We start from the raw sequence: 24,441 nt of genomic DNA on the forward strand, positions 1-24,441 counted from the left end.
ACATGGACAGCACACTCTCCCAATCCCCCGGTTCCCGAATCTCCCAGTACCTCGCGCTCACGAAGCCGCGTGTGACGCAGTTGGCCGTCTTCTGCGCGGTGATCGGCATGTTTCTGTCGACGCCGGGCATGGTGCCGTGGACGGTGCTGATCGGCGGCACAGTCGGCATCTGGCTGCTTGCGGGCGCAGCGTTTGCGATCAACTGTCTCGTCGAGCAGAAGGTCGACGCGATGATGCGCCGCACGGCATGGCGTCCGTCGGCGCGCGGCGAAATCACCACCGCGCAGATTCTGATTTTCTCGGCCATTCTCGGCGGCCTTGGCATGTGGACGCTCTACACGTTCACCAACGCGCTGACCATGTGGCTCACGCTCGCGACGTTCGTCGGCTACGCCGTGATCTACACGCTGCTGCTCAAGCCCGCGACGCCGCAGAACATCGTGATCGGCGGCGCATCGGGCGCGATGCCGCCGGCGCTCGGCTGGGCCGCGGTGACGGGCCACGTGCCCGGCGACGCATGGATACTCGTGCTGATCATCTTCGTGTGGACGCCGCCGCATTTCTGGTCGCTCGCGCTCTACCGCCGCAAAGACTATGAAAACGCCGGCCTGCCGATGCTGCCGAACACGCACGGCGAGCAGTTCACGCGGCTGCACATCTTTCTCTACTCGGTGATCCTGCTGGCGGTCTCGCTGATGCCGTTCATCTCCGGCATGAGCGGGGTCTTTTATCTCGCGTCGGCGGTGCTGCTCGGCGCCGTGTTCCTCGCCTACGCGTGGAAGATCTACCGGGAATATTCCGACGCGCTCGCGCGTAAAACCTTCCGTTACTCGATCGTTTATCTGTCGCTGCTCTTCGCGGCGCTCCTCGTCGACCACTATGCGCGCGTCCTGATCGGCGCGTAATTCTTCGATGCTGACGAACAGAATCGCGCGCGTGGCGCGCCTTGCGGTGACTCTTTGCGTGCTCGGCGGCGCGGTCTTCTTGTCGGCATGCGGCAAGGATCAGCCGGCGTTCACGAATCTCGACATCACCGGCAACACGCAATTCGGCAGCGATTTCTCGCTGCCCGATACGAGCGGCAAGCTGCACACCCTGGCCGACTACAAGGGCAAGGCCGTCGTGCTGTTCTTCGGGTACACGCATTGTCCCGATGTGTGTCCGACGACGATGGCTGAGCTTTCCCAGGCGATGCAGCAACTCGGTCCGGACGCGCAGCGCGTGCAGGTGCTGTTCGTGACGGTCGATCCGGAGCGCGATACGCCGGCGCTTCTTTCGCAATATGTGCCGGCGTTCAACCCGTCCTTCGTCGGCCTGCGCCCCGCCGACGACGCGCAGCTCGCCAAAGTCGCCAAAGACTTCCGCGTCTACTACGCGAAGGTGCCGGGCAAGACGCCCGACAGCTACACGATGGACCACACTGCAGCGAGCTATGTCTTCGATCCGTCCGGCAAGCTGCGTCTATTCGTGCGCGATGGCCAGGGCGTCACGCCCTGGGTCCACGATCTCAAATTGCTGCTCGGCTAAGAGCGGCGATCTTCCTCAAACGGTCAAACGCATTCACGGGGCCGGCAGGTTGAGCCCCGGTGCGAGCCGCGTCGCTTTGAACTCCGTCACTACATAACGGGCCAGCCCTTCGATGGCGAACGGGTCGGTCGCGAGGATCGCCTCGAGCTCGTCGCGATCGACGCCGTTCGCCAGCATGATCCCGCCCATGCGCGGCACCTTCGGGCCGGCCGCAATCAGCACGCCCGCGTCGAAGTGACGCGTTAAGAATGCGCGATGCGCTTCGAGCGATTCGTCGATGCGATCAAGCGGGACGGTGTAGGTCAAGTCGATGACAAACATAAAAAACCTCGGGTTCGATTCGAAGGCAAGCGCCGATATTTAACACAATCGTCAGACCAGTGCCGACTCCGGGTTTACCGTTGCGCTGAGGTCTCAAGCCGTCGCCCTTCCGTGCCGTGTTCGTATCGATTGTCGATGCCGCGAAGGCGACCGGGCATGGCTTCACGCAATACGTGGGGCGCTTGCCGCACAGCGAGGTGAAGGCACGCAAGCTTACCTACGCCTCGCATTTCGCGCCGTGGGATTGGACGCTCGCCACGGGCGTGTACCTGCAGGATGTGGACGCCGCCTATTACTCGACGCTGCTGGTTCATCTCGGCGTCGTGCTGGCGATCGGCATCGTGATTACGCTCGCGATGCTGCAAATCATCCGCAGCGTGCGCAGCAGCTTGGGCGGCGAGCCGGAGCTTGCCGCGGCGCTCGCGGCGAGCATTGCCGAGGGCGACCTCACGCACGCCGTGGCGCTGCGCGGGGACGACTCGACGAGCATGATGGCCGGCATGCAGCGGATGCAGGCGCGCCTGCAGCGGACCATCGGCGAGATTCGGCACTCGTCGGAATCGATTGCGTCGGCGACGCAGCAGATCGCATCGGGCAATAGCGATCTGTCGCAGCGCACCGAGCAGCAGGCGGCGTCGCTGCAGGAGACGGCGGCGAGCATGGAAGAGCTCACGGCGACAGTCAAGCAGAACGCCGACAACGCCCGCCAAGCGAGCGGCTTGGCGAACAATGCGTCGGAGATCGCGACGAAGGGCAACGACGTCGTCCATCGCGTGATCGGCACGATGGGCGAAATCAACGACAGTTCGCAGAAGATTGCCGACATTATCGGCGTGATCGAAGGCATCGCGTTCCAGACCAACATCCTTGCGCTCAACGCGGCGGTTGAGGCGGCGCGCGCCGGCGAGGAAGGGCGCGGCTTCGCGGTCGTGGCCGGCGAGGTGCGCAATCTCGCGCAACGCTCGGCTGCGGCGGCCAAGGAGATCAAGGCGCTGATCGGCGATTCGGTCGAGCGCGTGAACAACGGCATCGCCCTCGTCAGCCAGGCGGGCACGACGATGGGCGAGATCCTGCAGGCGGTGCGCCGCGTGACGGACATCATGGGCGAGATCGCGGCAGCGTCCGAAGAGCAGGCGAGCGGTATTACCCAGGTTGGGCGCGCGGTCACGCAGATGGACGAAGTTACGCAGCAGAACGCGGCGCTCGTCGAGCAGGCGGCGGCCGCGGCGGCCTCGCTGCAGGATCAGGCGGCGCGGCTGCGGGATACGGTTAGCGCGTTCCGGGTGACCGAGGCGGCCGCAGCGGTGTCGGCGAAGCCTGCGGCCGTTGAGGCGCGACCGGCGGCGAAACGGGCGACGTCCGCGGGGGCGCGCCGGGCATCGCGCAGCTCGGCTAACGCGGCGTCGAGCACGACGACTGCGACGTCATCGAATGCAGGGGTGGCGCGCAAGCCGTCAGCCGCCGCTGCGCGCGCCGAATCAAAAGCGTCTTCCGGGCCAGCTGTCGCTGCGCCGGCTCCGACTCCGGCACCGGTGGCCCGGCGAGCAGAGCCCGTCGCGGCCTCCGACGACGACTGGACGACTTTCTGATCGAGCGCGGAGTAAAACGCTAAGGACCTTGCGAGACAACGTTACGTCGGAACGTCTGGGGGCTGGATGGCGGCGCGGCGCGCCGCGCTCTTCAATGCGCCGCCTTTGTGCATATCGATATTCCATTAGGGTATTTCCTATAGCGTCGGCGATATGACACCATTGCGTTCCCTTGCCCGGGGCGCAGCCACGAACACACGCCCCCGGGTTGAATTCCCCCGCCTCAGCAAGAAAGCGAGTCCTCAATGCAGCGCAGAACCCTTCTCAAAACCCTTTCCGCAATTGCCGCCACCGCGGCGCTCCTCACGAGCGCAGCCGCGCACGCCGAAGACAAAGCCATCAAGGTCGGCACGATCAGCGGCCCGGATGCGCAAATCTGGGCGGTCGTGACCAAGGTGGCGAAGCGTGAAGGGCTCGACGTGAAGGTCATCGAGTTCAACGACTACGTGCAGCCGAATGCCGCGCTCGACGCAGGCGACCTCGATGCGAACAGTTTTCAGCACCAGCCCTATCTCGACAGTCAAGTAAAGCAGCGCGGCTACAAGATCGTGAGCGCCGGCCTCACCTATATCTCGCCGCTCGGCATCTACTCGAAGAAGCTGAAGTCGGTGAAGGATCTGCAGCCGGGCGCGAAGGTCGCGGTGCCGAACGATCCGTCGAATGAGAACCGCGCGCTCTTGCTGCTGCAAGCGCAAGGCGTCATCAAGCTGAAGGCCGGCGCGGGCACGAACGGCAGCAGCGCGACGCCGCTCGACATCGCCGAGAACCCGAAGAAGATCAAGCTCGTCGAGCTCGACGCCGCACAGTTGCCGCGCGCGCTTGGCGATGTCGACGCGGCCGCGATCAACACGAACTACGCGCTCGCCGCCGGCCTGCAGCCGACCCAGGACGCGATCGCGCTCGAAGACATCCACAGCCCGTACGCGAACTTGATCGCCGTGCGCGCGCAGGACAAGGACAAGCCGTGGGTGAAGAAGCTCGTAGCGGCGTACCAGTCGGACGACGTGCGTCAGTTCATCAAGACGCAGTTCAAGGGTTCGGTCGTGCCGTCGTTCTAAGCATCGGCGGTGAAGTGGCCGTCGTCGTGCACGCCGCGCAACTTGCGCGTGCGTCGATGATGGCAGCGATGTGAGTGCCAGATAAAAAAGCGTCCCGGTGCAGTTCCGCCGGGACGCTTTTTTTCGCGGTTGCCGCTCGCAGCGGCCGCTATCGATTCAAAAGCGCCTCGATCGCCTGCATCGCCGCGATCAATTGCTCCTGTTCCGCGTCGCTCAGGCGCGTGAGCACGGCGCACACCTCCTCGATGGCGGCTGCATCGAGGGGTTCATAGGCCGCGCGGCCTTCGTCGGTTAACGTGAGCAGCGATTGCCGCGCGTCGGCATCCGACTGCCGGCGCGTGATTAGTCCGTGGCGCTCGAAGCTCGTCAGGAGCCGGCTCAGATAGCCGCTGTCGAGGCCGAGGTTGCGCGCGACTTCCGTCGCCGTCGTGGCCGTGCCGTGCAACAGCTCGCGCAGCACGCGCACCTCGGTCAGCGAGAACGCGCTTTTCTGCAGGCTTTCATGCAGCGCGCCAATGTGCTTCGTATAGAAGCGGTTGAAATGGCGGACGGCTTCAGCGCGTTTGAGCAGGGTCGAGTCTGTCAACGAGAGCACTCCCTGAGAATCTTCCAGTTATTAATGACTTAAGTAGCAACTATATTAGATCGGGCACGATATACAAACGGATATAACGCGGTGGTGTGCGTAAGTGGTGCTAAACAGGTATCACATAGTGGGCTCTTTCCTGAAAGGCATGCAGACCAGTGGAGCCCATCGAGCCGCGTTTCGGGCTCGAATCCGGGTAAATCCCGATCCCGCAAAACCCAATAAAACAAGGCGGTAAAGGCGCAGAAACGCGCGCCAGCAAAGGCTTTGCGACGATTTTACCAGCTCAGGAATCGGTCAATTGACTGGTGCTATTGTGGTTATATAATGGGCTCCGACGTGGCAGCCGAAGCAAGCACGCCGAACCTCCGGATTCACGAAAATTTCGTCCCCGCTCACCTAATCTGAACGATGGCATGCGCGATATTTGCGACGCATTCCTGCGCGCGGCTCCCGATGAGCTCGAGCGCCATGCCAACGGCTTGCTAGCCCGACCCCGCACTACGCCATATCAGAGATATTCATGCTGACCGGAAACATACTCACCTCAGAAGGCTGGATCCACGGCACGCTCGAATACGAAAACGGGCGCATCCAGTCGATCGACGGCACCCATGCCGACCCGTCGACGAACGACGCACCGTACATCCTGCCGGGCTTCATCGACCTGCACGTGCACGGCGGCGGCGGCGCCGACGTGATGGAGTCGGGCGATGCGATCGAAACCATCACCCGCACCCACGCGCGCTACGGCACGACGAGCCTGCTCGCGACCACGATGACCGCGCCGCGCGACGAACTGATGAGCGTCGTCGCCGAGCTGGGCGAGGTCACACGGCAGCGCACGCCGGGCGGCGCGCGCGTGTTGGGCGTGCACCTCGAAGGGCCGTACATCAATCCCGGCAAGCTGGGTGCGCAGCCGGACGCGGCGGTATCCGCCGTGCTCGACGAAGTGCTGAAGTACTTGTCGATCGCGCCGATCCGCGTCGTGACGCTCGCGCCGGAAATCGCAGGACACCTCGACATCATCTCGGAGATGGCCGCGCGCGGCGTGCGCGTGCAGCTCGGCCACTCGCTCGCGACCTACGACGATGCGGTCGCGGCGATGAAGCGCGGCGCGTGTGGCTTCACGCACTTGTTCAACGCGATGTCGCCGATGCATCACCGCAATCCCGGCCTTGTCGGCGCAGCGCTCGCGCATGCCGAGTTCGCCGAGATCATTCCCGATCTGCTGCACGTCCATCCTGGTGCGATCCGTGCCGCGCTGCGTGCGATTCCGCGCCTCTATGTCGTCACCGACAGCACCTCGGCCACCGGCATGCCCGACGGCGAATACCGCCTCGGCAGCCAGCACGTGACGAAGTGCCTCGGCGGCGTGCGCCTCGCCGACGGCACCCTCGCGGGCAGCACGCTGACGATGGATCAAGCGCTGCGCAATCTCGTGTCGCTCGGCTTGCCGATCGCGGACGTCTCGAACCGCATGTCGCGTCACGCCGCCGACTACCTCGGCATCGAAGACCGCGGCCGCATCGTGCGCGGCGCGTGGGCCGATCTCGTCGTGTTCGATCGCGAGCTGGCGCTGACCGCCACCTATGTCGAAGGAGAATCGATTGTCGAATATGCTTAACGAGGCGCTGGCCTGTCCCGAGGCGGTCGCCGCGCAGCTTGCGGATACGGCGCGCGTCGAGGCGCTCGCCACCACGCTTGCCGCCGGGCCGCGCCACGTCGCGCTGACGGTTGCGCGCGGCAGCTCGGACCACGCCGCGAGCTATTTCGCGAGCCTCGTGATGAGCCGTATCGGCTTGCCGGTCGCGTCGCTGCCGATGTCGGTCGCCACGCTCCAGCAAGCGCCGCTGCGCGTACAAGGCCAATTGGCGCTGGCGTTTTCGCAGTCGGGCAAGAGCCCGGATCTCGTCGGCACGATGACCGCGCTGCGCGAAGCGGGCGCGTTGACCGTCGCCGCCGTGAACGTCGACGGTTCGCCGCTCGCGCGGGCTTGCGAATGGCAGCTGCCGCTCTTGGCCGGCCCCGAAATTTCCGTTGCCGCAACGAAGAGCTACATCGCGATGCTGTCGCTGTCGGCACAGCTCGTCGCGTTCTGGCAGCGCGATCCCGAATTGCTCGGTGCGCTGCGCGCCTTGCCCGACACGCTGCAGCGCGCGGGCGCGCTCGACTGGTCGGCCGCGATCGACGAGCTGCGCGACATCGAACGGATGATCGTGATCGGCCGCGGGCTCGGCCTTGCGATTGCTCAGGAAGCGGCGCTCAAGCTCAAGGAAACCTCCGGCATCCAAGCCGAAGCGTTCTCGAGCGCCGAGGTGCGGCACGGCCCGATGGAGCTGATCGACCGCGACTACCCGCTGCTCGTGTTCGCGCCGCGCGGCCCGGAACAGGCGGGTCTCATTCAACTCGCGCACGACATGCGCGAGCGCGGTGCGCGCGTGCTGCTCGCCGCGCCTTCCGACGTATCCGAGGCGACCTTGCCGCTCGTGCCCGCGAACCACGCTGCGCTCGATCCGGTCGCTGCGATCCTGTCGTTCTACGTGATGGCCGCCGGCCTTGCCGCCGCTCGCGGACGCGACCCCGATGCGCCGCGCCATCTGAACAAAGTCACCGAAACCCACTGAAGCGAGAAGTCGAATGGAGCGTGTCGAGGAGTCCCGTTTGATGAGTCATTCCCAAGACCAGATCGTCTTGCTGGCGCCGCTGACCGGTCCGGTCGTGCCGCTCGCGGACGTGCCGGACCCGGTGTTCTCGGGCGGCATGTTCGGCGACGGCATCGGGATCGATCCGCTCGAAGGCAAGCTCGTCGCGCCTTGCGACGGTGTGGTCATGCATCTCGCGCGCACCGGCCATGCGGTGACGATCCAGACGCCCGAGGGCGCCGAGGTGCTGCTGCACATCGGCATCGACACGGTCGAGCTGAACGGCAAGGGCTTTGCGCCGATGGTCGAGCAGGGCGCGCAGGTGCGCGCGGGCGACGTGCTGATCGAGTTCGATCAGGACATCGTCGCTCAGAGCGCGCACAGCCTGGTTTCCGTGGTGGCGATTGCGAATTCGGATCAGTTCGACGTCGTCGAGCGCGCCGGGCGCGGGCTCGCGAAAGCGGGCGCAACCCAGCTGCTCGTGCTGCGGCCGAAGGCGGGGGTTCAGACGCGTGCCGTCGACGCTTCGTCGATCGTGCAAGACGAGGCACGCCGTCAGATCACGCTGTCGCAGGCAGGCGGCCTGCATGCGCGGCCGGCTGCGCGTGCCCGTGAAGCGGCGCGCGGGATCGATGCGCGCGTCGAGGTTCGCTATGACGGCAAGCGCGCACCGATCGAGAGCGTTGTCGGCCTGCTCGGACTCGGTGCGGGCGAAGGCGCGACGGTCGAGATTCTCGCCGTCGGTCCGCAAGCACGGCAGGCGATCGATGCGGTCGCCTGCGAGCTGCTGCGCGAAGTGCATGGCGAACTCGAGGAAAAACCGGCGCGCGCGGTCTCGCCCGCACCGGTCCAAAAGGCGCGCCCGGCCGGCGCGCCGCTCGATGGCGAGCCCCTCGACCCGAACACGCTCGCCGGCGTGTGCGCGGCGCCCGGCATCGCGGTCGGCAAGCTCGTGCGCTGGGATAACGCCGAACTCGCGCCGCCCGAGGCCGCGAATGGCACGCCGGCGGCGGAAAGCCGCCTGCTCGACAAGGCGCTCGCCACGGTCGACGCCGAACTGAACACGACGGTGCGTGACGCGTCGCAGCGCGGTGCGGTTGGCGAGGCGGGCATTTTCGCGGTGCACCGCGTGCTGCTCGAAGATCCGACGCTCGTCGACGCCGCGCGCGACCTCATCAGCCTCGGCAAGAGCGCGGGCTACGCGTGGCGCGAAGCGATCCGCGCACAGATCGCACTCCTGATGAAGGTCGAAGACATGCTGCTCGCCGAGCGTGCCGCCGATCTGCGCGACATCGAAAAGCGCGTGCTGCGCGCACTCGGCTACTCGAGCGCGACGACGCGCACGCTGCCCGAAGAGACGGTGCTGGCTGCGCAGGAATTCACGCCGTCCGATCTGTCCTCGCTGGACCGCACGCGCGTGACCGCGCTCGTGATGGCGGGCGGCGGCGCCACCTCGCATGCGGCGATCATCGCGCGGCAAAGCGGCATTCCGGCGCTCGTCGCGATCGGCGACATGCTGCACGCGGTGCCCGAAGGCACGCAGGTGGTCGTCGATGCGAGCGCGGGGCGCCTCGAATACGCGCCGACCGAACTCGACGTCGAACGCGCGCGGCTCGAACGCCAGCGCCTGGCCGGCGTGCGCGAAGCGAACCGTCGCACGTCGCAGGAAGCGGCCGTGACGAGCGACGGCCGCGCGATCGAAATCGCGGCCAACATCGCGACGCTCGACGACGCGAAGACCGCCGTCGACAACGGCGCCGATGCCGTCGGCCTGTTGCGCACCGAACTGCTCTTCATCCACCGCCAGGCGGCGCCGACCATCGACGAGCATCGCCAGAGCTACCAGTCGATCGTCGACGCGCTCGGCGGGCGCACCGCGATCATCCGCACGCTCGACGTCGGCGCGGACAAGGAAGTCGACTACCTGACGCTGCCGCCGGAACCGAACCCGGCGCTCGGCCTGCGCGGCATTCGTCTCGCGCAAGTGCGCCCGGACCTGCTCGACGATCAATTGCGCGGGCTCATCGCGGTGCAGCCGCACGGCGCCGTGCGCATCCTGCTGCCGATGGTGACCGACGCGGGCGAACTGATCGCACTGAGAAAACGCATCGACGAGTTCGCGCGCGCCGCGGGCCGCACCGATCCGATCGAGGTGGGCGTGATGATCGAAGTGCCGTCGGCGGCGCTGCTGGCCGATCAGCTGTCGCAGCACGCGGACTTCCTGTCGATCGGCACCAACGACCTCACGCAATACACGCTCGCGATGGACCGCTGCCAGCGCGATCTCGCCGCGCAAGCGGATGGTCTGCATCCGGCGGTGCTGCGCTTGATCGACATGACCGTGAAGGGCGCGGCCAAGCACGGCAAGTGGGTCGGCGTCTGCGGCGCGCTCGGCGGCGATCCGCTCGCGGTGCCGCTGCTGGTCGGCCTCGGCGTGACGGAATTATCGGTGGATCCGGTCTCCGTGCCGGGCATCAAGGCGCGTGTACGCCGCCTCGATTATCAACTGTGCCGCCAGCGTGCCCAGGATGCCCTGGCGCTCGATTCGGCACAGGCGGTAAGAGCAGTGAGCCGCGAAATCTGGCCGCTCGACTGAGCGCTCCCGAAACCTGGCGCATCGCGCCATGCTCCCCAAGGCCGTAAAAAGCCTTGGGGCAGGGCAGGTGTTTGTCCAAGAACGCTTCAGTCAGGCTGGAAATCGCAAGATTCAAGTAGAGCAATCGACTTAACGACCCAACGACGAGACACATTAGGATTGGAGGAATCAATGGACGCGAATCCATTTTTGAAAGTGCAGCGCCTAGGGCGCGCGCTGATGCTGCCGATTGCGGTGCTGCCGGTCGCAGGCATTCTGCTGCGGCTCGGCCAGGCCGACGTTTTGAACATGAAGATGATCGCGGATGCGGGCGGCGCGATCTTCGACAATTTGCCGTTGCTGTTCGCAATCGGCGTGGCGGTGGGTTTCGCGAAGGACAATAACGGCGTGGCGGCGCTGGCGGGGGCGATCGGCTACCTCGTCGAAATCGCGGTGATGAAGGACATCAACGACAAGCTCAACATGGGCGTGCTGTCGGGGATCATCGCCGGTATCGTCGCGGGGACGCTCTACAACAAATACAAAGACATCAAGCTGCCTGACTACCTCGCGTTCTTCGGAGGGAAACGCTTCGTGCCGATCATCACGGGGCTGGTCTGCGTGGTGCTCGGGATCGTGTTCGGCTACGTCTGGCAGCCCGTGCAGGCGGCGATCGACGCAGCCGGCCACTGGCTCACCACGGCGGGCGCGATCGGCGTGTTCGTGTTCGGCGTGCTGAACCGGCTGCTGCTCGTTACCGGGCTGCATCACATCCTCAACTCGCTCGCATGGTTCGTGTTCGGCACGTTCACGCCGGCGGGCGGCGGCGCTGCCGTGACCGGCGACCTGCACCGCTTCTTCGCGGGCGACCCGACCGCGGGCGGCTTCATGACGGGCTTCTTCCCGATCATGATGTTCGGCCTGCCGGCCGCGTGCCTTGCGATGCTGCATGAAGCGCCGAAGGAGCGCCGCGCGATGGTGGGCGGCCTGTTGTTCTCGATGGCGCTGACGTCGTTCCTGACCGGCGTGACCGAGCCGATCGAGTTCAGCTTCATGTTCCTCGCTCCGGTGCTCTACGCGATCCACGCGGTGCTGACGGGGCTGTCGCTCGCGATCTGCTCGGCGCTCGGCATCCACCTCGGCTTCACGTTCTCGGCCGGTGCGATCGACTATGTGCTGAACTACGGCCTGTCGACGAAGGGCTGGCTCGCGATTCCGATCGGGATCGCCTACTCGGTCGTCTACTACGGCTTGTTCCGCTTCTTCATCCGCAAGTTCAACATGGCGACGCCGGGCCGCGAGCCGGCCACTGCCGACGCGCAAGTCGAATCGTTCGCTTCGGGCGGCTTCGTTGCGCCGGCAGCCGGTGCCGCCGTGCCGCGCGCTCAACGCTATATCGCGGCGCTCGGCGGCGCGGCGAACCTGACGCTCGTCGATGCTTGCACGACGCGTCTGCGTCTGCAGGTGGCCTATGCGGACAAGGTCTCGGAAGCGGAGTTGAAGACGATCGGCGCGCGCGGCGTGCTCAAGCGCGGCGCGAATGCGGTGCAGGTGATCATCGGACCGGAGGCGGACATCATCGCCGACGAAATTCGTGCGGCGATCGGCAGCGGCGACGCCGGTGCGACCGTGGCGGGCGGTGCCAAGGCGGCAACTGCGGCGGTGCCGGTGGCGTCGTCGGAGGCGGGCCCGCTCGATCCGGAACCGGCGCGCTGGCTCGCGGTGTTCGGCGGCGCGACGAACGTCGTGTCGCTCGACGCGGTGGCGTCGACGCGCCTGCGCGTCGTCGTGCGCGATCCGTCGGCAGTCGACCGTTCGCGCCTCGCGTCGCTCGATGTGGCGTGGGTGTCGGCCGATACATTCCACATCGTCTGCGGCCAAGCGGCAAAGCGCTATGAGGAGCACCTGACGGCGCGCCTGCCGTCGACGGGTGGCGCCGCGCCTCAGCCGGCGTAATGTGATCCGCCAGCCGCCCTCGGGCGGGAGCGAAAAGGGGGCGTTCTGCGCGGCGGTTGGCTTGCCGGGTAGAACGCCCTTGTTGTTTCCGCGCGATATCGGCGGATTTTCAGCGAGGCCGGATTAACGCGATTTTCGCGCGATTTAATCGATGAAATAGCGGTCGAATCGCTGGAATATCAGTGGCTGAATTAGCCGAGCTTGTTGTTTTAGATTAACCGATGGCGGATTTTCACGGCATGAAGAAAAAAGCCCTCGTCAAATACGAGGGCTTTTTATTGCTAAGACGATAACGACGCCTCGATGCTGCTACGCGCGTTCTGTCCGGAAAGGCCGATACGTCATTTCACCTTGCGTTTGGAAGGCTCGCTACCTTGCTCCGATTCGAGCCACATCACGTTGATGACGCCGAACGCCAGCGCCACGCCAATGCCGAGAATCCAGCTGAAGTACCACATGATCCACTCCTCTTTGATCTGATGTCCGGCGCGCGCGGCGCGGGGCTGCGCGCTGCGGTCTCAATACATCGAATGCTTGTTCTGCTCGAGTGCCTGATGCGTGACCTTGCCGCGCATCACGCGATACACCCAGCCGGTGTAGAGCAGCACGATCGGCAGGAACACGATCACCGCGCCGAGCATGATCTCGAGCGTCAGATGGCTCGACGTCGAATCCCACACCGTGAGGCTGCTCTTCGGATCGAGCGACGACGGCATGATGAACGGAAACATCGAGAAGCCCGCCGTCAAAATCACGCCGGTGATCATGAGCCCGGTTGAGATGAACGCGGTCTTTTCGAGGCGCGAGCCGGCGAGCACGAGCGCGAACAGACCGCCCACGATGCCGGCGACCGGCGCGACGATCATCCACGGATAGTGCGCGTAGTTCACGAGCCACATGCCTGCGCCGGCTTCGGCATTTTTGAGGAGCGGGTTCGCGACGGCATCGAGCGGCGCCGGGTTCGTGATCTCATAGCCGCCGATGACCGTCGCCACCAGCACGCCGGCGATCATGAAGAACACGACCGCCGCGAGCGACGCAATGCGCAGCGCGACAGAGGCGCGCCGCGCAATCGCGCCGTCGCTCTTCAGCTTCACGAACGCCGCGCCGTGCGCCACCAGCATCGCGACGCTCACGAGCCCGCACAGCACCGCGAACGGATTGAGCAACGCGAAGAAGCCACCGTGATACGTGACGCGCAAGTCGTTGTCGAACGAAAACGGCACGCCTTGGAGCAGATTGCCGAACGCGACGCCGAACACGAGCGCCGGCACGAAGCCGCCGATGAAGAGTGCCCAGTCCCACGCGCTGCGCCAGCGCGGATCGGCGCGCTTGCTGCGGTAGTCGAAGCCGACGGGCCGCAGGAACAGCGAGAACAGCACGAGCAGCATCGCGAAGTAAAAGCCCGAGAACGACGCCGCGTAGACGAGCGGCCAAGCGGCAAACATCGCGCCGCCGGCGGTGATGAGCCATACCTGATTGCCTTCCCAGGTCGCGCCGACCGTATTCACGACGATGCGCCGTTCCTCATCCGTCTTGGCGATGAAGGGCAGCAATATCGCGGCGCCCATGTCGAAACCGTCGGTGAGCGCGAAGCCGATCAGCAGCACGCCGATCAGCGCCCACCAGATCAGCTTGAGGGTTGCGTAATCCATGATGATTCTTTCCCTTGGTTAGACGCGTGACGCGTTACGCCGTGGTGCGGCCCGAGAGTGCCGCGCGATCGTGCTCGCTGAGTTCGTGGTGGTAGCGCCCCGTATGCAGCGACGACGGGCCGAGGCGCGCGTACTTGAACATCAGCGTGATCTCCACGATGAAGAGCGCCGTGTAGAACACCACGAAGCCGGCAATGCTCAGATACAAGTCACTGGGGGCAAGGCTCGACGCGGACAAGTGGGTCGGCAGAATGCCGGCGATCGTCCACGGCTGACGGCCGAGCTCGGCCACCACCCAGCCGAATTCCGCGGCGAGCCAAGGCAGCGGAATCGCCCACACGGCCCAGCGCAGGAACCAGCGCTTGTTTTCCTGCAGCAGCGTGCGCCGCGCGCAGAACCAGAACGCGGCGATGAACGTCGCGAGGAACAGCATCCCCAGGCCGACCATGATGCGGAACGAGAAGAACACGGGCGCCACAGGCGGAATCGTCTTCTTCGCGGCCTCTTGGATTTGATCCGGCGTCGCGTCCGTCACGTTCGCTGTGAACTGCTTGAGCATCAGGCCGAAGCCGAGGTCGTCCTTGTACTTGTCGAAGGTGGCGCGCGTGGCGTCGGTCGTATCACCTTCCTTGATCTTCTGCAGCGCGCCGTACGCGATCATCCCGTTCTTGATGCGGCCTTCGTGGTCCGCGATCAGGTCCTTGAGGCCGATCACTTGCTCATCGAGCGAACGCGTCGCGATGATCCCGAGCGCGTACGGAATCCGGATCGCGTAATCGGTGCGCTGCGCCTCCTGATTGGGGATGCCGATCACCGTGAACGCCGCCGGCGCGGGCACGGTTTCCCATTCGGATTCGATCGCGGCGAGCTTGACCTTCTGCACTTCACCGGTGTTGTAGCCCGATTCGTCGCCAAGCACGATCACGCACAGCGTCGACGCCAAGCCGAAGCCCGCGGCGATCGCGAACGAGCGGAGCGCGAACTGGGTGTCGCGCTTCTTGAGCAGATACCACGACGAGATGCCGAGCACGAACATCGAAGCCGTCACATAGCCCGCCGACACCGTGTGCACGAACTTCACCTGTGCGACCGGATTGAACACCACCTGGAAGAGACTCGTGAGCTCCATCCGCATCGTTTCGTAGTTGAACTCGGCGCCGACCGGATTGTTCATCCAGCCATTGGCGACGAGAATCCACAGCGCCGAGAGGTTGGAGCCGAGCGCCACGAGAAAGGTGACGATCAAGTGCTGGACTCTCGACAGCCGGTTCCAGCCGAAGAAGAACAGGCCGACGAAGGTCGACTCGAGGAAGAAGGCCATCAGCCCTTCGACGGCGAGCGGCACGCCGAAGATATCGCCGACGTAGTGCGAGTAGTACGACCAGTTCGTGCCGAACTGGAATTCGAGCGTGAGGCCGGTGACGACGCCCATCGCGAAGTTGATCCCGAAGAGCTTGCCCCAAAACTGGGTCATGTCCTTATAGATCTGCTTGCCGGTCATCACGTAGACCGCTTCCATGATGACGAGCAGCCAGGAAAGGCCGAGCGTCAGCGGCACGAACAGAAAGTGATACAGCGCCGTGATGGCGAACTGCAGCCGCGACAGGTCGACGACTTCACTGCTGAGCATGTTGAGCTCCTTGGGACGAAGGGGACGCCGGCACGGCGAGCAGCGCCTGTGCGACTGCGGCGGGAGACATCGACATGTGCTCCGCCTGCGGGTGATTGAAGAAAGCGTATTTGAGCGCCATCAGGAGCACGAACTTGATCGCGAGCACGACGGTGATGTCGCGTGCGAGCGTTGGGCCATGCACCCAGGCGGCGATGCGTGCCCTGATGCCACGTTTCGGCGTGGGCGGACGCGCTCCATGCGGCGGATTTTGATTGGAGAGTGTGGTGGTCATGATTGTTTAGGGACGATGCTGCATTGCCTTTTCAATCGGAATTGCCTAACGCCGCTCGCATTCTTTTTAAACCGGACGAGATATGTTCACTGACAGATTCGGCTAAACCCTTGGGAAATATTACGGTATGCGGAGGATAACCCTTAGGGGGCAGATGCGACAAACGGTCGCGAAGCTTTCATGGTTGCTGCGGTTTTTTCGGGGATTGTTGTCGCAGAGCAAAGGCTTCCTGTGGTAGAGCAAGAGACAGACGAAAAAAAGCCCGCCGTCGGAAGACGGCGGGCTCTCTACCCTCGAACCGGAAGCACGCCTGATCCGGCGCCCCGGTGGATTATGAGTATGCAGTCAGCGCCGCGCGCATTTTCTTCATTGCGCTCGCTTCGATCTGACGAATGCGCTCAGCCGAAACGCCGAATTCGTCGGCCAGCTCGTGCAGCGTCGAGCCGCCCGAACCGTCGTCTTCGACGTTTAGCCAGCGCGCCTCGATGATGCGGCGGCTGCGCGCGTCGAGCGATTCGAGCGCTTGGGCGATGCCGTCCGTCTGCAGCTTGTCGCGCTGTTGCGCGGCAAGCACGGTGGTCGGCTCGTTGTGCGAGTCGGCCAGATAGGCGATCGGCGCGAACGATTCCTCGCCGTCCTCGACTTGCCCTTCGAGCGCGATGTCGCCGCCCGAAAGCCGCGTTTCCATTTCCGTGACTTCCTCGCGCTTCACGTTGAGCTCTTTGGCGAGCCCTTCGATTTCTTCCGGCGTGAGCGAGTTCAAGCCTTGCTTATGGCTGCGGAGGTTGAAGAACAGCTTGCGCTGCGCCTTGGTCGTGGCGACTTTCACCATGCGCCAATTGCGCAGGATGTATTCGTGAATCTCAGCCTTGATCCAGTGCATCGCATACGAGACGAGGCGCACATTCTGTTCGGGATCGAAGCGCTTTACTGCCTTCATCAGCCCGATGTTGCCTTCCTGGATCAAGTCGGCGTGCGGCAGGCCGTAGCCCAGATAGTTGCGGGCGATCGACACGACGAGCCGCAGGTGCGACAGAACGAGCCGGCGCGCCGACTCGAGATTGTTTTGCTCGCGGAATTCGGTGGCGAACTGACGCTCTTCCGCAGCGGTCAGCATGGGAATCCGGTTGACGGCCTGGATATAGGCGTCGATGTTGCCGAGCTGGCCGGGCAGCATCGAGGATTGCGCGAGCGTCAGCGCACCTGCCGAATCGGCCTTGGCAGGCGCCGGGCTCAACATGCTCGGAAGGGTCATTGCGTTGCTCACTGGCGAAACTCCTTTGGAATCAGACAAATGCTTACTCAGAAAAGACTCCACGGTGGATGTTAGCACTCCGGGTCACCGAGTGCTAATACTTAGAGCGAGTAGGGTTGTCCGAGTTCCTATCGAAAATTAAATTTGATAGCTGATGTTACACCCGATTGTGGCCTGGAGTGCCTCGTGCAAATTGGGTGAGGATCGTTTGACGTCGCGGCAAAAGCTACTGTTTTTTCGGCTTTGAAGGAATTTTATTCTCAAAATGACGCATGCCAGGAATCTCCCGTAACATAAGATCGATTTCCATTGGAAACCGTCGCCGCAATATCCCTCGGAACGCATGTTCAACTAATTAGTTGGAGTGTTCGATGAAAAAAAGAAAGCCCTGGCGAGGCGCGTTGGCGCTCAAGGGAGCCGTACTTCTGACCCTTTGCGGCGCATGCTCCGCCGCGTCCGCCGACCAGTTCGGCGTGCAAATCGGGGGCGGGATCGCTGACCACGATGTGAAGAAAGCCGATCTCGGATTCGTCTGGGACCCGAACCTGACCTGGTGGTACATCGGCGGCTACCACTTCACGGTGGTCGGCGAAGCGCACGTCGAGTATTGGCACGCGGACGGCGCGAACATCAACAGCAACATCTACGCATTCGGCGCGACGCCCGTGTTCCGCTTCATTAAGGATTCCGGTGCGATCCGGCCGTTTTTCGAGGTGGGCGTCGGCGTGCGATTCCTGTCGCATCCGACCATTTCCAGCAACTACACGCTCTCGACGTCGTTCCAGTTCGCGGACATGGTCGGCATCGGCGCTCAGTTCGGCAGCCGCCAGCAGTACTTGGCCGGGTTTCGTTTTCAGCACATTTCCAACGCCGATATCAAACAGCCCAATCCTGGTATAAATTTCAGCCAGATTTATCTGCAATACAACTTCTGACGAGCGTGCCCGCTGAGCGGCGCCTCGAGGTATGGGAGCTGAGCGATGGCGGCAAAAGTGATCGAGGCGATTCGCGGGCTGGAGCGCGACCGGTTTCGTGCGATGGTCGACGGCAACGGGCAGTTGCTTGAAGAGTTGCTCTCGGAGAGCGTGAGCTTCGTTCATACGAACGGAAAGCGCGAGACGAAGCAGCAGTTCATCGACGCCATCACGGCGGGCCGTCGCCGCTATCGGCAGATTGAAGTCCAATCGCAGGATGTCGTGGTGGTCGGCCGCGAAACGTGCGTGGTGACGGGGCGCGCGCTGATCGAAATGGAAGCGAACAATGGGGCGCTGCTGTTTCCGATCGCCTATACGTCGATTCAGACGCAGCAGGATGGGCAGTGGCGGCTTGTCGCGTGGCAGGCCACGCGGTGCGCTGTCGAGTAACCCGGAGTGTGAGTTCGCTCGAAAAGCGGTCTTCTGGACCGCTTTGCCAGTTGGATCGCTGACTGGGGCGTTTTGCGCATCCCCAATCCAATTTCATCCCGGCGGCATGTCACGCCGCCGGGATGTATCGCACCGCTTGCCGCCTGTCTTGCTGGATGACTCTGTAATTACGCTGCGGCTCGTTCGTCGCCGGAATGCCACTCGCCGGGGCGCCGGCCGGCGCGATTCACGGCGCTGATGACGGCGTCGGCGATGGCGGTCATGGCGTCTTCATGCACGCCGACGCCATAGCGCACCGCTTGCTCCCCGACGCGGCACCCGACGAACACCGCCGTGCGCCCATCCGCCGCCGTCATGCTCTCGTACGACGACACCTCGATAGCCTGGCCCGCGGCCGTTGCCATCGCGCTCGCGATCGCCCGAGCGCGCGCCTCACCGTCGACGCTCGTGCCATGCTGCGCCGCGCCGGCGATCTCGCGATGCTGCCAATGCACGGCCGCTGCGCCGACGCGCGCGGCCGGGCCGCGCGTGTCGAAATACTCGCGCGCAAACAGCGCGCAGATCGCATCGCCCGACACTTCTTCACCCGACCGATCCGCCATGTCTTGCACGGCGTGGCTGAACTCGATCTGCACGCGGCGCGGCGGCGTGAAACCCATGCCGCGCTCGAGCAGATACGTGGTGCCACCCTTGCCGGACTGGCTGTTGACGCGAATCACGGCGTCGTAGCTGCGGCCGAGATCGGCGGGGTCGATCGGGAGATAGGGCAATTCCCACATCGCGTCGGGCTTTTGCTGCGCGAAGCCTTTGCGGATCGCGTCCTGATGCGAGCCCGAGAACGCGGTGAAGACGAGGTCGCCCGCGTACGGATGACGCGGATGCACCGGAATCTGGTTGCAGCGTTCGACGACGCGGCGCACGGCGTCGATATCGGAGAAGTCGAGGCCCGGGTCGATGCCTTGCGTGTAGAGATTCATCGCGAGCGTGACGAGGTCGACGTTGCCCGTGCGCTCGCCGTTGCCGAAGAGGCACCCTTCGATACGGTCGGCGCCCGCGAGCAGCGCGACCTCAGCGGCGGCCACGGCCGTGCCGCGATCGTTGTGCGGATGCACCGACAGCACGATGCTGTCGCGATAGCCGAGGTTGCGGTCCATCCATTCGATCTGGTCGGCGAACACGTTCGGTGTCGCGGCTTCGACCGTCGCGGGGAGATTGACGATCATCTTGTGATCAAGCGTCGGGCGCCAGACTTGCGCGACCGCGTCGCAGACCTCGCGCGCAAACGGCAGCTCGGTCATGCTGAACGTCTCCGGCGAGTATTGGTAGATCCAGTGGGTGCCGGGGCGCTTGGCCGCCTGTTCCTTGATAAGCCGCGTGCCCTCGACGGCCAGCGCCTTCACCTCGTCCTTCGACGCGTTGAACACGATGCGGCGGAACGACGGGCAGATCGCGTTGTAGAGGTGGACGATCGCACGCGGCACGCCTTCGAGCGCCTCGAACGTGCGCGCGATCAAGTCTTCGCGCGATTGCACGAGCACTTCGATCGTGACGTCGTCGGGAATGCGCTTTTCCTCGATCAGCTTGCGCACGAAATCGAAGTCGGTCTGCGATGCGGAGGGGAAACCGACCTCGATTTCCTTGAAGCCTATGGCGACGAGCATCTCGAAGAATTCGAGCTTCTGCGGGATGGTCATCGGTTCGATCAGTGATTGGTTCCCGTCGCGCAAATCGGTGCTCATCCAAATCGGCGCGCGCTCGATCGTTCGGCTCGGCCATTTTCGGCCGGTCAAGCGCACGGACGGGAACGGACGGTACTTTTCGGCAGGGTTGCGGAGCATGGTGAGCCTCGTTCGTCGGGTCGTCTGCGGGAGGCGGCGGGTCGAGCGGCTGGCTGACTCGGCCGGTGCGTCGCAACAGCGTTGCGCGGCGGTGGGTCTCGCGATCCGTCCGAACGGTATTCGGCCGAATGCTGACGACTACAGGTTGTAAAGGGACTGCGTTTGGGGTGAAACGGAAACTGCGGAGAAACTGCTGGGAGGACCGCGCAGGAGGCGCGCGGCGCTACGCCTGGCTTACGCTAGACGTAGCGATAGCGACCGCGCTAGGCGGCCGGAAGTAATTCGGAGGGAGTTCTGGAGGGAACACATAGTGCAGCCACTTTATGTCAGCGTGCTGCAGTGTGTCAATCCTTTGATTCGTCGTAAAAAATTTCCGGGGTGAGCCGGCGTGTGTTCAATCGCCGCGTTTCGCGACGCCCGCGATCACGTCGATTTGCTTGGCGACGGCCGACGGAACCGGCGTTTCGCCGCGCAGCACCGATTCGATCCACACCGCCGTCGTCGCCGCATCGCGCGCTTCGGGCAGGTCGACTTCGGGGGCGTCGGACGATGAGCGCTCCGGCGCGACGAGCATTTCGCAGACGCCGTCGTGCAGCCAGTCGATCTGCACTTGCCGGCGCGTATCGGCCACCGCCTCGCCTTCCGTGCCGCGCGCGAGCAGTGCGCCGCCGGTTGCCGCCTCCGGATGTCCGCTGAATAGCTTGGTGAGGCTTTCGCGATAGGGCGGATGCGTGTAGTTCACGAGCCGCAGCCCGGCTGGGGCGAAGGGCTGGAGAATCTTGACGAGCGTATGCGTCGAGTTGCGCACGCCCATGATCTGGCGCAACGCAAGCAGACGAGCGAGCTTCGGCGCGAGCGTCGCGATCGGCGCGAACGCGACGCGGCGGCGCGCGACCGCATCTTCGATCTCGCCATGCGTGCGCGCGGGCTCGATGCCGAGCTGCGCAAAAATCTCGGCGCTCGTGACGCGGCCCGGGTCGGCAGTGACGCCATGCACGAGCACCGGCACGCCTTCGCGTGCAAGCAAGAGCGCGAGCAGCGGCACGAGGTTCGGCTGTTTGCGCGCACCGTTGTAGCTTGGAATCGAGACGGCGACATGCTTGCTGTCGTGTACGTGCACCGGCTCGAACGACGCGTGCGCGGCGGCCAGCATCGCGGCCAGCTCGTCGGCGCTTTCGCCCTTCACGCGATAGGCGAGCAGGATCGCACCGAGCTCGAGGTCCGACACGCGGCCATCGAGCATCGCGCTGTAGAGCGCGTAGGTGTCCTCGGTCGACAGCGCCCGCGCGCCGTTCGGTCCGCGGCCGATCTCCTTGATGAAGCGGGCGCACGGAAAGGGGGCGGTGAGAGCGGTGTCGGCGGTATCGGTCATCGGGAAAGAAACGGCAGGGCGGCCGGCGGAGTTTGCGAGTCCGGCCACTGCTATGTGGCGCTATGCGGGAAGTGGGTCGAGTATCGCATGCTCACAACGCACTCGCACGATAGTTATAAACTTCCTCTTTCGCCGCCGTTCGTGCGGCGCTTCTTACTCAAGAACGACGGAGAACGGAATGAGCTACGTGTTTGCGCCCGCGCCGGTAGTCGCGGTGCCGATCGCTGGGTCCAGCGAGCAATTCGCGGTGCGCCGCATCTATTGCGTCGGCCGCAACTATGAGGCGCACGCGCGCGAGATGGGTCACGACCCCGACCGCGAGCCGCCGTTCTTCTTCAGCAAGCCGGCCGACGCGGTGCTGTATGTCGCGCCTGGCGCGACAGGCGAGTTTCCGTATCCGCCGCAATCGAAAAACGTCCACTACGAGATGGAGCTCGTGGCGGCGATCGGCAAGGCGGGCAAGGATATTGCGGCCGAGCGGGCGCTCGAGCACATCTATGGCTATGCCCTCGGCATCGACATGACGCGGCGCGATCTGCAAGCCGAAGCGAAAAAGCTCGGACGTCCGTGGGATACCGCGAAGGGCTTCGATCACTCGGCGCCGCTCGGTCCGATTCATCCGGTGTCCAAGGTCGGCCATATCGACCACGGCGCGATCTGGCTCACCGTCAACGGCGAAGAGAAGCAGCGCTCCGACCTTTCGCAGCTCATCTGGTCGACGGCTGAGACGATTGCGTATCTGTCGACGCTGTTCGAGCTGAAACCCGGCGACCTGATTTTTACGGGCACGCCGGAAGGCGTCGGCGCGGTCGTCAAGGGCGATTTGATGAAGGGCGGGGTCGACGGTCTGGGCGATTTCAGCGTGCGCGTCGTTTGAGCGCGCGTCCAGACCAGACCCAGGGAGACTCGATGAAGCTATACAGTTATTTCCGCAGCTCGGCGTCGTATCGCGTGCGCATCGCGCTGAATTTGAAGAATCTGCCGTACGACTACGCGCCGATTCATCTCTTGCGCTCGGGCGGCGAGCAACTGACGCCGGAGTACCGCAAGCTGAATCCGGATGCGCTCGTGCCGACGCTCGTCGATGGTGATGCCGAGATCCAGCAGTCGCTCGCGATCATCGAGTATCTCGAGGAGACGCATCCGAATCCGCCACTCCTGCCGCGCGCCGCGCTAGACCGTGCTTACGTGCGCGCGCTCGCGCTGCAGATCGCCTGCGAGATCCATCCGCTGAACAACCTGCGTGTGCTGAAGTATCTGAAGCACGAGCTCAAGGTGGACGAGGAGCCGAAGAACGCGTGGTACCGGCATTGGATCGAGGCGGGCTTCGGCACGTTCGAAGGACGGATCGCGAACGATTCACGCACCGGCAAGTTCTGCTTCGGCGATACCCCGACGCTCGCGGACCTCTGCCTCGTGCCGCAGGTGTTCAACGCGCAGCGCTTCAACGTCGATACGCAGCGCTATCCGACGATCCAGCGTATCTACGATCACGCGATGCAGCTCGAAGCGTTCGCGAAAGCGGCGCCTGGGCAGCAGCCGGACGCGGAGTGACGCAACGCTGACAACACGTTTCTCGCGGGCGTGGACGTAAAAAAGGCCAGTTCGATGTGTGAACCGGCCTTTTTCGTTTCGGCAATCGTGCGCGATCAGCCAAGCAGCGCGTCGGCGAACTCTTCGGCGTTGAACGGCTGCAGATCCTCGACCTTTTCGCCCACGCCGATGAAGTACACCGGCACCGGCCGCTGACGCGCGATCGCCGCGAGAATGCCGCCCTTCGCGGTGCCGTCGAGCTTCGTCACGATGAGGCCGGTCAGGGTGAGCGCGTCGTCGAACGCCTTCACTTGCGCGAGCGCATTCTGGCCGGTGTTCGCGTCGATGACGAGCAGCACCTCGTGCGGCGCGCCGTCGAGCGCCTTGCCGATCACGCGCTTCACCTTGCGCAGCTCTTCCATCAGATGCAGCTGAGTCGGCAAGCGGCCGGCCGTATCGGCCATCAGCACGTCGATCTTGCGGGCGCGCGCCGCGCTCACCGCATCGAAAATCACCGCGGCCGGATCGCCGCTTTCCTGCGCGACGACCGTGACGTTGTTGCGCTGTCCCCAGATCGCAAGCTGTTCGCGCGCGGCGGCGCGGAACGTGTCGCCCGCGGCCAGCAGCACCGATTGGTCGAAGCGCTGAAGATGCTTCGCGAGCTTGCCGATGCTCGTGGTCTTGCCCGCGCCGTTGACGCCCGCGATCATCATCACGAGAGGCTGCGCGCGGCCGAGCATCAGCGATTTTTCGAGCGGCTTCAGGAGGCTGACTAGCAGCGAGCGCAAAGCGGCCTTCACTTGCATCGGGTCGGTGAGACGCTCGGCGCGAACCTTTTCGCGCAGCGTCTCGAGCAGATAGGTGGTCGCTTCAACGCCGGCGTCCGACATCAGGAGCGCAGTTTCGAGCTCCTCATAGAGATCATCGTCGATCTTCGCGCCGACGAAGATGCCGGTCAGTCCCGCGCTGGTCTTCGACAAGCCGGACTTCAGCCGATCGAGCCAGGATTTCTTGGCAGCAGGCTCGGGGGCCGGAGGCGGAACGATTTCGACGCTCTCGACCGCGGCTTCGGCCTGCGTTTCCGGCTCGGCGTACAGTTCGTCGCTGGGCTCGCCAGGCGGCTCGAATTCGCTGCGGCTCGATGGCGACGCGGGCGCTTCCGCTTGTTCGGCGTCGGCTTCCTGGGTAGCTAGAGACTCGTCCTGCGCGGTTTCGGGCGCTTTCGAGCCCTTGAATCGTTTAAAAAAACTGAACATGATCGAT

The 24,441-nt window shown here is 64.3% G+C and carries 20 protein-coding genes and 2 pseudogenes; 12 read left to right on the forward strand and 10 right to left on the reverse strand.

Features of this window, described 5'->3' with window-relative positions; all coding sequences use genetic code 11:
• The first annotated feature begins 2 nt into the window (after positions 1-2).
• Positions 3-905 (forward strand): heme o synthase, encoded by a 903-nt coding sequence (cyoE, locus tag FAZ95_RS02245; RefSeq protein ID WP_137330954.1) that lies wholly within the window; start codon positions 3-5, stop codon positions 903-905.
• Between the two features lie 7 nt (positions 906-912).
• The gene (locus tag FAZ95_RS02250) at positions 913-1,527 is read left to right on the forward strand and encodes an SCO family protein (RefSeq protein WP_137330955.1); all 615 of its coding nucleotides are present in this window, start codon (positions 913-915) and stop codon (positions 1,525-1,527) included.
• A gap of 33 nt (positions 1,528-1,560) precedes the next feature.
• Here the strand turns inward: FAZ95_RS02250 and FAZ95_RS02255 are convergent, their stop codons facing one another.
• Entirely contained in the window at positions 1,561-1,848 is a 288-nt protein-coding gene (locus tag FAZ95_RS02255) for a YciI family protein (protein WP_137330956.1), read from the reverse strand.
• A gap of 110 nt (positions 1,849-1,958) precedes the next feature.
• On the opposite strand from FAZ95_RS02255, the pseudogene FAZ95_RS02260 reads away from it, so the two are divergent.
• Together FAZ95_RS02260 and FAZ95_RS02265 are read left to right on the forward strand one after the other, a co-directional pair.
• Positions 1,959-3,437 (forward strand): annotated as a pseudogene (locus tag FAZ95_RS02260) (methyl-accepting chemotaxis protein); the annotation flags it as partial.
• A gap of 245 nt (positions 3,438-3,682) precedes the next feature.
• Positions 3,683-4,495, forward strand: a complete 813-nt coding sequence (locus FAZ95_RS02265) for a MetQ/NlpA family ABC transporter substrate-binding protein (protein ID WP_137330957.1) — start codon at positions 3,683-3,685, stop codon at positions 4,493-4,495.
• Between the two features lie 157 nt (positions 4,496-4,652).
• Here FAZ95_RS02265 and FAZ95_RS02270 read toward each other — a convergent pair.
• Positions 4,653-5,081, reverse strand: a pseudogene (locus tag FAZ95_RS02270) (MarR family winged helix-turn-helix transcriptional regulator); the annotation flags it as partial.
• A gap of 523 nt (positions 5,082-5,604) precedes the next feature.
• Here FAZ95_RS02270 and nagA point away from each other — a divergent pair.
• The 4 genes from nagA (at position 5,605) to nagE (ending at position 12,257) form a co-directional block, all read left to right on the forward strand.
• Positions 5,605-6,708 (forward strand): N-acetylglucosamine-6-phosphate deacetylase, encoded by a 1,104-nt coding sequence (gene nagA / locus FAZ95_RS02275; protein ID WP_137330959.1) that lies wholly within the window; start codon positions 5,605-5,607, stop codon positions 6,706-6,708.
• Positions 6,701-7,708, forward strand: coding sequence for an SIS domain-containing protein (locus FAZ95_RS02280; protein WP_137334389.1), 1,008 nt, complete (start codon positions 6,701-6,703; stop codon positions 7,706-7,708). Before nagA ends, FAZ95_RS02280 begins: the two co-directional genes overlap by 8 nt.
• Before the next feature lie 13 nt (positions 7,709-7,721).
• Positions 7,722-10,322: a phosphoenolpyruvate--protein phosphotransferase gene (ptsP, locus tag FAZ95_RS02285; protein ID WP_137330960.1), complete on the forward strand. Its 2,601-nt coding sequence runs from the start codon at positions 7,722-7,724 to the stop codon at positions 10,320-10,322.
• 171 nt (positions 10,323-10,493) lie between these two features.
• A complete protein-coding gene (gene nagE / locus FAZ95_RS02290; protein WP_137330961.1) occupies positions 10,494-12,257 on the forward strand; it encodes an N-acetylglucosamine-specific PTS transporter subunit IIBC in 1,764 nt (587 codons plus the stop codon).
• A 341-nt stretch (positions 12,258-12,598) separates the two neighbouring features.
• Here nagE and cydX read toward each other — a convergent pair whose 3' ends face one another.
• The 5 genes from cydX to rpoH all read right to left on the reverse strand — a co-directional run bounded on the left by cydX (position 12,599) and on the right by rpoH (position 17,083).
• The gene (gene cydX, locus FAZ95_RS02295) at positions 12,599-12,715 is read right to left on the reverse strand and encodes a cytochrome bd-I oxidase subunit CydX (protein WP_137330962.1); all 117 of its coding nucleotides are present in this window, start codon (positions 12,713-12,715) and stop codon (positions 12,599-12,601) included.
• Between the two features lie 60 nt (positions 12,716-12,775).
• On the reverse strand, positions 12,776-13,912 hold the full coding sequence (gene cydB / locus FAZ95_RS02300) for a cytochrome d ubiquinol oxidase subunit II (RefSeq protein ID WP_137330963.1): 1,137 nt from the start codon (positions 13,910-13,912) through the stop codon (positions 12,776-12,778).
• Between the two features lie 34 nt (positions 13,913-13,946).
• A complete protein-coding gene (locus FAZ95_RS02305; protein WP_137330964.1) occupies positions 13,947-15,542 on the reverse strand; it encodes a cytochrome ubiquinol oxidase subunit I in 1,596 nt (531 codons plus the stop codon).
• The gene (gene cydP, locus FAZ95_RS02310; RefSeq protein WP_137330965.1) at positions 15,529-15,816 is read right to left on the reverse strand and encodes a cytochrome oxidase putative small subunit CydP; all 288 of its coding nucleotides are present in this window, start codon (positions 15,814-15,816) and stop codon (positions 15,529-15,531) included. The genes FAZ95_RS02305 and cydP overlap by 14 nt, the downstream gene beginning before the upstream one ends.
• Positions 15,817-16,147: 331 nt before the next feature.
• Complete coding sequence (gene rpoH / locus FAZ95_RS02315) at positions 16,148-17,083, reverse strand: RNA polymerase sigma factor RpoH (protein WP_137330966.1); 936 nt, start codon at positions 17,081-17,083, stop codon at positions 16,148-16,150.
• 359 nt (positions 17,084-17,442) lie between these two features.
• Here rpoH and FAZ95_RS02320 point away from each other — a divergent pair, with 359 nt between their 5' ends.
• Both FAZ95_RS02320 and FAZ95_RS02325 read left to right on the forward strand, forming a co-directional pair.
• A complete protein-coding gene (locus FAZ95_RS02320; protein WP_137330967.1) occupies positions 17,443-18,006 on the forward strand; it encodes an acyloxyacyl hydrolase in 564 nt (187 codons plus the stop codon).
• A gap of 45 nt (positions 18,007-18,051) precedes the next feature.
• Positions 18,052-18,435, forward strand: coding sequence for a nuclear transport factor 2 family protein (locus FAZ95_RS02325; protein ID WP_137330968.1), 384 nt, complete (start codon positions 18,052-18,054; stop codon positions 18,433-18,435).
• 167 nt (positions 18,436-18,602) lie between these two features.
• On the opposite strand, the gene leuA is transcribed toward FAZ95_RS02325, so the two are convergent.
• Positions 18,603-20,273: a 2-isopropylmalate synthase gene (gene leuA / locus FAZ95_RS02330; protein WP_137330969.1), complete on the reverse strand. Its 1,671-nt coding sequence runs from the start codon at positions 20,271-20,273 to the stop codon at positions 18,603-18,605.
• A gap of 394 nt (positions 20,274-20,667) precedes the next feature.
• A complete protein-coding gene (ybiB, locus tag FAZ95_RS02340) occupies positions 20,668-21,645 on the reverse strand; it encodes a DNA-binding protein YbiB (protein WP_137330971.1) in 978 nt (325 codons plus the stop codon).
• Between the two features lie 178 nt (positions 21,646-21,823).
• On the opposite strand from ybiB, the gene FAZ95_RS02345 reads away from it, so the two are divergent.
• Positions 21,824-22,522, forward strand: a complete 699-nt coding sequence (locus FAZ95_RS02345; protein WP_137330972.1) for a fumarylacetoacetate hydrolase family protein — start codon at positions 21,824-21,826, stop codon at positions 22,520-22,522.
• Between the two features lie 32 nt (positions 22,523-22,554).
• On the forward strand, positions 22,555-23,199 hold the full coding sequence (gene maiA, locus FAZ95_RS02350) for a maleylacetoacetate isomerase (protein ID WP_137330973.1): 645 nt from the start codon (positions 22,555-22,557) through the stop codon (positions 23,197-23,199).
• 95 nt (positions 23,200-23,294) lie between these two features.
• On the opposite strand, the gene ftsY is transcribed toward maiA, so the two are convergent.
• Positions 23,295-24,434 (reverse strand): signal recognition particle-docking protein FtsY, encoded by a 1,140-nt coding sequence (gene ftsY, locus FAZ95_RS02355; protein ID WP_137330974.1) that lies wholly within the window; start codon positions 24,432-24,434, stop codon positions 23,295-23,297.
• Between the last annotated feature and the right edge of the window lie 7 nt (positions 24,435-24,441).

The sequence above is a fragment of the Trinickia violacea genome, assembly GCF_005280735.1.
GTDB lineage: Bacteria > Pseudomonadota > Gammaproteobacteria > Burkholderiales > Burkholderiaceae > Trinickia_A > Trinickia_A violacea.

Excerpts from the sequence above, each read along its gene's own strand:
- cyoE (WP_137330954.1), top strand. The coding sequence starts at position 3 with ATGGACAGCACACTCTCCCAATCCCCCGGTTCCCGAATCTCCCAGTAC.
- FAZ95_RS02250 (WP_137330955.1), top strand. The coding sequence starts at position 913 with ATGCTGACGAACAGAATCGCGCGCGTGGCGCGCCTTGCGGTGACTCTT.
- FAZ95_RS02255 (WP_137330956.1), bottom strand. The coding sequence starts at position 1,848 with ATGTTTGTCATCGACTTGACCTACACCGTCCCGCTTGATCGCATCGAC.
- FAZ95_RS02265 (WP_137330957.1), top strand. The coding sequence starts at position 3,683 with ATGCAGCGCAGAACCCTTCTCAAAACCCTTTCCGCAATTGCCGCCACC.
- nagA (WP_137330959.1), top strand. The coding sequence starts at position 5,605 with ATGCTGACCGGAAACATACTCACCTCAGAAGGCTGGATCCACGGCACG.
- FAZ95_RS02280 (WP_137334389.1), top strand. The coding sequence starts at position 6,701 with ATGCTTAACGAGGCGCTGGCCTGTCCCGAGGCGGTCGCCGCGCAGCTT.
- ptsP (WP_137330960.1), top strand. The coding sequence starts at position 7,722 with ATGGAGCGTGTCGAGGAGTCCCGTTTGATGAGTCATTCCCAAGACCAG.
- nagE (WP_137330961.1), top strand. The coding sequence starts at position 10,494 with ATGGACGCGAATCCATTTTTGAAAGTGCAGCGCCTAGGGCGCGCGCTG.
- cydX (WP_137330962.1), bottom strand. The coding sequence starts at position 12,715 with ATGTGGTACTTCAGCTGGATTCTCGGCATTGGCGTGGCGCTGGCGTTC.
- cydB (WP_137330963.1), bottom strand. The coding sequence starts at position 13,912 with ATGGATTACGCAACCCTCAAGCTGATCTGGTGGGCGCTGATCGGCGTG.
- FAZ95_RS02305 (WP_137330964.1), bottom strand. The coding sequence starts at position 15,542 with ATGCTCAGCAGTGAAGTCGTCGACCTGTCGCGGCTGCAGTTCGCCATC.
- cydP (WP_137330965.1), bottom strand. The coding sequence starts at position 15,816 with ATGACCACCACACTCTCCAATCAAAATCCGCCGCATGGAGCGCGTCCG.
- FAZ95_RS02320 (WP_137330967.1), top strand. The coding sequence starts at position 17,443 with ATGAAAAAAAGAAAGCCCTGGCGAGGCGCGTTGGCGCTCAAGGGAGCC.
- FAZ95_RS02325 (WP_137330968.1), top strand. The coding sequence starts at position 18,052 with ATGGCGGCAAAAGTGATCGAGGCGATTCGCGGGCTGGAGCGCGACCGG.
- leuA (WP_137330969.1), bottom strand. The coding sequence starts at position 20,273 with ATGCTCCGCAACCCTGCCGAAAAGTACCGTCCGTTCCCGTCCGTGCGC.
- ybiB (WP_137330971.1), bottom strand. The coding sequence starts at position 21,645 with ATGACCGATACCGCCGACACCGCTCTCACCGCCCCCTTTCCGTGCGCC.
- FAZ95_RS02345 (WP_137330972.1), top strand. The coding sequence starts at position 21,824 with ATGAGCTACGTGTTTGCGCCCGCGCCGGTAGTCGCGGTGCCGATCGCT.
- maiA (WP_137330973.1), top strand. The coding sequence starts at position 22,555 with ATGAAGCTATACAGTTATTTCCGCAGCTCGGCGTCGTATCGCGTGCGC.
- ftsY (WP_137330974.1), bottom strand. The coding sequence starts at position 24,434 with ATGTTCAGTTTTTTTAAACGATTCAAGGGCTCGAAAGCGCCCGAAACC.